This window comes from Haladaptatus ordinarius (genome assembly GCF_054177595.1).
On record NZ_JBPEHH010000152.1, the window covers coordinates 1 to 7,181 of the forward strand.

The following is a 7,181-nucleotide window of genomic DNA, read 5'->3' on the forward strand; positions in this document are numbered from 1 at the left end:
GTAGCCTCATTACGCACCAATCCGGACAGCGGCTGAATCAGGCGACTGATTCAGTCGCCTCATTCTGGCTACTACGTGTCAGCAACTGGTCTCTTGAGCCAGAGTGGACAACTAGCGAATATACTCACTAGTGATTCAACATTGTCAGAAAATCGTCGGCGTCTACGAGTCCAGCGGAATAGTAGTTACATTTCCCTCAACTCGCTGAAATCGCTGAACCGCTCACTCTCCGAAGCGATTGGTGACTTCGTTCTCCTGAGACAACCCTAGGTACCGGATATCGTCGAGTTCTGTCGGTGAAATCCAATAGACGTCCCTGTCGGTGAAATCCAATAGACGTCCTCGCCACCAATCGTTGTCGGCGCCGTGGTGAGCGGCATAGAATCGACTACTTCTGAAAGGTCTCTCGTTGACAGAATGAACGCACAAGGTGAAGCACCGAACTGTTCGACCCGTTCGGTGAGCCACCCACCATTGGGTTCCGCAAGGACTACTGGGCTTTCAGGAAACCAACCAAGATTTGCCTCGAAATCAACGGAATCTGCGTTAACTCTATCTTTGTATGGTATTGGGTGATCGAAGGCAGTTCGGAATTCGCTAACGGCATCGTCAAGGTTTGGTATGCCGAGAATAACGCGTTTGACCCCTACGAGCGGTGAATCAGCAAGAGAACCGGTCGGCGACACGCGGCGGTCACGAGGGGTGTGATCTTCGATCAAAAAAGGGAGAGTCGACCCAGGTTCACCCTCTCCAGGAAAAGCGAGTTCCCACTCGACGGTAACACCATCGGGTCGATTTCGGGTAAAGGGTGTTGGCCCCTCAACAGTAATTCCCCGATCGCGTAAGGTTTGAACGACAGTCTCTAGATTTTCGACCTGAAGACACCACGCACACGGCCCACCATCTTCTCGAATATGTGTGTTCCACCACGATGCCTTCTCCGCTTCTGGAAGGGTAGAGATGAGTTCAATATAACTCCCATCTCGAAAACCGACAACGAACATGTGAGTTGTTCCATTTGAGTGAGCACCTCCGTACTCGGTCGCAAACCCTGCCGAATTGAACGCGTCAACGAGAGTGTCAATAGCGCTGCCAGCGACAGTAACATGGTCGATGGATTGGAGCATATTCGATCCGTAGAGAGCCATTCGCAAAATGTTATTGTTGATGTGTTGTCTGTGGCGCTATTGGACGTTCGATGCAGAAGGCAATGCGAGCATCAGCCACCAAGGAATTGCCGACGAACCTCCTCATCGTTGAGAAGCGCCTTGCCGGTATCCTCGAAACGATTTTCACCTTGAGTGAGGACGTACCCTCTGTCACACCGTTTGAGCGCTTCTTTTGCGTTCTGCTCAACCATGAGGACTGCAGTCCCTTCCGCATTAATCTCCTCGATTTTGTCAAACATTTCACCAACGAGATCCGGTGCAAGTCCGGCACTTGGTTCATCAAGCAGTAGTAAGTCCGGATTGAGCATCAGTGCACGTCCCATCGCGAGCATCTGTTGTTGTCCGCCACTCATAGTGCCTGCCCGCTGATCACTCCGCTCGTTGAGAATCGGGAAGCGCTCGTAGACGGACTGTAGTTGTTCCTCTGAGATGCCGCCTTCGATATACCCTCCCATCCGAAGGTTCTCCTTGACAGTGAGAGTAGAAAATACATTCTCTGTTTGTGGAACGTAGCTAATCCCATGTCTGATGATGTCCTCGGGCGATTCATTGCTGATTTCGGTGTCGTTGAACTGAATCGACCCACCCATGTGAGTCGTCAATCCGAAGATCGTCTTCATCACAGTCGACTTACCTGCTCCGTTTGGTCCGACAATTGCGACGTATTCTCCCTCATCAACCGTGAGGTGAATGGATGAGAGTATCTGTAGCTCATTATACCCTGCATCCAATTCTCTGATTTCGAGAAGTGTCATATATATGCTCTTTGAACATCGACAACAATTCTCTCACACTTCATCTATCACCTTTTCGTATGCGAAACCATTTAAATCATTCGTGGAGTTCTTCTCCTTGCACTTGCGAAGATTGTACGAGCGCATTCCGGACTCGACGTGAAATTGCTGGATAATCGAAGGGTGGTCTCGCTTCCGGTTCGACAGGTTCGACATGGCAGACGATAAGTACCGCGTCGTCTGATGCAATTGCATCTCGATACGCCTCTCTAAACGCTTCGTCCGTTTTGACGGCTGTCGCCTGGAGACCACATGCCGCAGCGACTCCTTCAAAATCGGTATGCTGAGAGTGCGTTGTCTGTCCACCAGTCGTCCCATAGATATCGTTGTTCCACAGTACTATCGTGAGATTAGGAGGGTTGTACTTACTTACTGTTGAGAGAATTCCCAACGACATCAGCAAGGAACCATCTCCGTCTAGAACCGTGATAGGGTCATCGGTGCTCAGTGCAAGGCCTAACCCGACCGCGGTTGTGACGCCCATGCTTCCCCACTGGTAGAAGTTGCGGGAGCGGTCAGGATCCGTGACGGCAGCAAGTACGTACGACGCAAAGCCCAGATTCGAGACAAAGACGGTTTCGGGCGTTTCTTCTGCCACATAACGTGTACACTCGTACTGGTCTGCTGCCACCGATGAATTATTTTCTGTCATTCGCTTTCCACCTCCATTTTACGACCAGTAATCGTCTGTTCCAATAAAACGATGTACGGTGATTTCGTTGCAAACGCAGTTTCTCCAGCCATCTGTACAGACTGTTCGACGTCTGTTGTTGAGCTAAGTACTGTGTTTCGAACCCCGAGATCATCTAAAATTCGATCGAGATTGTATCCGCCTGGTACTTGAGCAATGTTGAATTCACCGAGATTCCCTCGCCGTGTAACAATCCCGAGGAACGGTATCCGGGCAGGAATGGTAAGAGAAGCGATCGCATTGATCGAGTTTGCGAGTCCGCTCGACTGACAAAGTAGTGCCCCGCGTCGTCCTCCAACCCATGCGCCAGCAAGAATACCGACAGCTGTCTCTTCCCGTTCGACGAGCACTGTCTCGAACTCTGGGTCGGCTTCGACCGCTTCGATTAACGGTGCAATTTTCGAATCTGGGAGATACGCGACGAACTCGACATCTGCTCGCTTCAATGCTTCTACGCTGTCTGCAACCCATGCTTTCATGATTTATCTGTTTATCAGTGTGTGTATTTTAGTCGCTGTACCTCGATGCGAGTGTGATGTCTGGAACCGATTCATCGACTGATATTCGCACATACGTTCTTCGTTTGTGTGAAGTTCTCGATTGCTTCGAGTCCCTTTTCCCTGCCGAAGCCGCTCATTTTGTAGCCACCGAACGGTGTTTCGACACCACCTGCGAACCACTCGTTGATGTAGATTTGTCCCGCCTGCACATCCCGTGCAAATCGGTGAGCACGGCCGTTATCTTTGGTAAACACTCCGGCAACGAGGCCGTACTTCGTATCGTTCGCTTTCTGAATCGCATCTCGTTCATTTTCGAATGTGGTCACCGAGAGAACGGGACCAAAAATCTCTTCCTGTGCAATACGAAGGTCGTTTTCAACACCGTCGAAGATGGTTGGCTGGATAAAAAATCCGTTACCGTCGAGGGTATCGCCACCAGTAACCGGATCATCGACCTCGGCTCGACCGACGTCAATGTAGTCACAGATTCGTTTGAACTGAGTTTCCGAAACGATCGAACCGACGTCCGGGTCTTCTCGCCCCGGGCCAATCGAAAGTTGCTCAGTTCGCTCGGTGAGTCGTTCGAGGAACTCATCGTGGATATCTTCCTGGAGGAGGAGTCGGTCACCGGACGAACATACCTGTCCTGCGCTGAGTCCAAAGATCGAGGTTACCGTACTATCGAGAGCCCGTTCGAGGTCTGCATCGGCGAAGACAACATTCGGATTCTTTCCACCGGCTTCGATATGAACTGGGTTGAAATTCTTGACAGCGAGTGTCGCCACCTCCTGGCCGGTTGGAACGGACCCAGTAAAGGCGATACCGTCGATTTCTTCGTGTCCTGCAAGTGGAGCTCCGGCTTCTGGTCCGAAGCCATTTACTACATTTAGCACACCAGGAGGGAGCCCGATATCAAGCGCGAGTTTTGCTACCTCAACGGCTGTCAAGGGAGTCTGTTCGGCGGGCTTGACCACAGCAACATTCCCAGCTGCCAACGCTGGCGCGACAGTTCGCCCGAACAACATCACCGGAAAGTTCCATGGAACGATATGACCTGTCACACCTAATGGTTCTTGGATAGTATAGTCAACGTACTCTCTCGTCAACGGGATGCTCTCGCCATGTATCTTATCAGCGATTCCTGCGTAGTATTCGAAATACCGCGCTCCCACTGCAATGTCGTGTTTCGCTTGCGAGATTGGTTTCCCGTTTTCTCGGGTCAGGATGTCAGCAAGGTCGTCAGTATTGTCGCGAAGTGTGCTTGCAATATCTCGAAGGAGTCGTCCACGCTCCTCAGGGGCGAGTGCTTGCCAATCGGCTTTTGCATCGATGCTACTTTTGATAGCTTGGTCGATATCAGTAGCACTACCAGCTGCAGCTTCAGCAAACGCCTCCTCGGTTCCCGGATCGACGATAGGAAACGTTTTGCCGGATTTCGCAGCGACTTCTTTTCCGTCGATAATATGACCAGTGACACCACTGGTTGTCTCTCCGTCGGTCATGTGGATTGGTGACAAGGTTCGAGTGTAAGTATATTCAAAGTTTGGGTTTACTGAATTGCAAAACCCAAAAACTAGTTAGAGGGAAATCACCGGCACTGTCTAGATAAGGAAAACTCAGTGACAGCGGTACGATTGACGAGGTTTTATGCACCGTTCGAAAGCGACTGGTTCTTGATAATGAGATCGGTTGCACCGTGAGAAGACGGAATTCAATTGCTTCACCGAAAATCGAGTCAAAATGAGACGAAGAGATTCGTTATCCATTCACGGTAGAGACGTTGAAACGCCACTCTACACCAGAATCGCTTAACTAGACAGTGCCAAATCACCTGTTGTGTCCATCCCGTGGTGTTTTCCAGAAAAGATAGACGACAGGCAAATACTTATAACGACGTGGAATTTTGACAACTACAGCGCACATCGCATAACCGAGGCAGTCAAAGCTGATGTGCACTGAGCACCAATCGACTACGAGTCATCCGAATAATGACAGACAATAGCACGACATCCGGTAAGACGGGTAGTACCTATATCCTTGATGCACTTGAACGCGAAGGGATTTCGAATCTCTTCGGTCTCATCGGGGAGGGTAACTCACATCTAATCGATAGCACGAACGACCACTCAGTCGAGTTCACGTATGCACGCCACGAGCAAGTCGCCGTCGGGATGGCGGATGGCTATGCACGACTTACGGGAGATGTCGCGGTCTGTACACTCACACATGGCCCTGGCGTAACGAACGGCGCGACTGGTATCGCTGCTGCCGATCGCGACAACGTCCCTCTCGTTATCCTCGTCGGTGATACCGGATTTTCCGGCCGTGAAACGTCTCTTCAGTACCTCGATCACAAGACATTCACCGCACCGATATCCGTTTACCAGACTCGCGTTGAGACGCCAGAAACACTTCCAGAGACGCTTCGACGAGCCTTTGCTAAGGCGCGTGCTAACCGGGGGCCTGCCATTATCGAACTGCCGACCGACATTCAGGATGCATCCGCACCAGAGATCGAGTATCGACCAATTCCTCGCGTGAAGCAACATATCCATCCGGATCCCACTCACTTAGAGGAGGCCGTCTCGTTGCTCTCCGAGGCTGACCACCCCGCAATCCTTGCAGGTGGCGGTGCAATGCACGCTGATGCTGCAGATGCAGTCGTTGCCCTCGCCGAGACAGTCGGTGCACCAATTGCCACGACCTACTTTGCAAAGGGCCTCTTTGCGGACGACCACCCACTGCACTCGGGAATTGCCGGGACGTTCATGACTCCAGCGAACGACGAACTTCTCTGGGATACGGACGTCATCGTCACCGTCGGTGCCCAGCTCTCGGGTAAGTCGACGCGATATGGAGCGCTCTTTGAGGACGCTGAAGTCATTCAAATCGACATCGATCCCAACGCCCTGGGGCGTCATCGCGACCCAACAGTCGGGATACTGGGTGATGCACGAGCAACGGTTGAACATCTTGCCGATAGCCTGGAAGCATACCCCGATCGTACGGCGACCATCAAATCGACTATACAGAGTGTCGGGACGACCCTCGATTTCGATTCCGAAAGTACGTCCGAGTGGATCGATCCACGTGAACTCACTATGTCTGTCGCAGACCGTGTTCCCGATGACGTCATAATCACTGTCGACTCCGGGAACAACACTGGGTTCCCCGCTGTTTTCCATCCCATCAACGACGAGGGTCGGATGTTTATCAATGGGAATTTTGGCACGATGGGATATGCGTTACCAGCGGCAATCGGTGTCCAGTATGGTGCACCAGACAAGACCGTTGTCTGTTATGCAGGAGATGGCTCTCTTTTGCAGGTGATACAGGACATCGAAACTGCCGTTAGACTAGAACTCCCGATCGTTCTCGTCGTGCTGAATGACGAGAGTTATGGTATTATCCGGCATCGGCAACTTCTCGAGTTTGAGCGGCAGACTGCAGCAGAGTATTCCAGTCCTGACTTTGCAACGATTGCGAGAGGATTTGGTGCACGTACAGCAACCGTACGCTCAACCGCAGACCTTGACGTGTTAGACGACTTTTTGGATGAACGACCGTCGATTCCACTCGTCCTCGATGCGCGTACCCACCCAGACGTTGCACGTCCAGGATTCCCCCCGTACTGACGAGCGAACACCCGATACAGCCCGGTCGATTTCTCATCGAATCTGGGGAATTCCTATTTGTTCGACATTCTCGAGAGTGGAATAGCGGATAAGTAGGTATGCAGATTCACCGATTTTGTAGCAATACATTCTCCGTACAGCAGTCTTTTGTGGGATTGTCTCCCAAAGGCCGTATGGCCTCAATTCCGAACGACAAACTCGATCTGTTCGAGAAGCCGTCAATTGCGACGTTCGCGTCGTTCCTTCCGAACGGACATCCGCAGGTCACGCCAGTATCGGTAGTTCCCATCGTTCCTGATTACTGACTCGGTTTCTGGGGCGAGACGAGAGTAGCTGGCGCGGATGAGCGAATGATTCAACCAAAGACGGCGGTCTCACTCCAGTGAGAGCGC

7 protein-coding genes are annotated in these 7,181 nt (G+C 51.7%); 2 read left to right on the plus strand and 5 right to left on the minus strand.

Annotated elements, in window-relative coordinates; genetic code table 11:
- Positions 1-266: 266 nt before the first annotated feature.
- From ACR3FF_RS24765 to ACR3FF_RS24785, 5 genes are all read right to left on the minus strand, one after another.
- On the minus strand, positions 267-1,127 hold the full coding sequence (locus tag ACR3FF_RS24765; RefSeq protein ID WP_458190788.1) for a VOC family protein: 861 nt from the start codon (positions 1,125-1,127) through the stop codon (positions 267-269).
- Positions 1,128-1,219: 92 nt separating this feature from the next.
- The gene (locus tag ACR3FF_RS24770) at positions 1,220-1,924 is read right to left on the minus strand and encodes an ABC transporter ATP-binding protein (protein WP_458190789.1); all 705 of its coding nucleotides are present in this window, start codon (positions 1,922-1,924) and stop codon (positions 1,220-1,222) included.
- A 76-nt stretch (positions 1,925-2,000) separates the two neighbouring features.
- The gene (locus ACR3FF_RS24775; protein WP_458190790.1) at positions 2,001-2,615 is read right to left on the minus strand and encodes a thiamine pyrophosphate-dependent enzyme; all 615 of its coding nucleotides are present in this window, start codon (positions 2,613-2,615) and stop codon (positions 2,001-2,003) included.
- Positions 2,612-3,133: a thiamine pyrophosphate-binding protein gene (locus ACR3FF_RS24780; RefSeq protein WP_458190791.1), complete on the minus strand. Its 522-nt coding sequence runs from the start codon at positions 3,131-3,133 to the stop codon at positions 2,612-2,614. Before ACR3FF_RS24780 ends, ACR3FF_RS24775 begins: the two co-directional genes overlap by 4 nt.
- Before the next feature lie 71 nt (positions 3,134-3,204).
- Complete coding sequence (locus ACR3FF_RS24785; RefSeq protein WP_458190792.1) at positions 3,205-4,656, minus strand: aldehyde dehydrogenase family protein; 1,452 nt, start codon at positions 4,654-4,656, stop codon at positions 3,205-3,207.
- Between the two features lie 486 nt (positions 4,657-5,142).
- Between ACR3FF_RS24785 and ACR3FF_RS24790 the strand changes: the two genes are divergently transcribed.
- The gene (locus ACR3FF_RS24790) at positions 5,143-6,789 is read left to right on the plus strand and encodes a thiamine pyrophosphate-binding protein (protein WP_458190793.1); all 1,647 of its coding nucleotides are present in this window, start codon (positions 5,143-5,145) and stop codon (positions 6,787-6,789) included.
- Positions 6,790-6,962: 173 nt separating this feature from the next.
- A complete protein-coding gene (locus tag ACR3FF_RS24795) occupies positions 6,963-7,094 on the plus strand; it encodes a pyridoxamine 5'-phosphate oxidase family protein (protein ID WP_458190794.1) in 132 nt (43 codons plus the stop codon).
- The last annotated feature ends 87 nt before the right edge of the window (positions 7,095-7,181 follow it).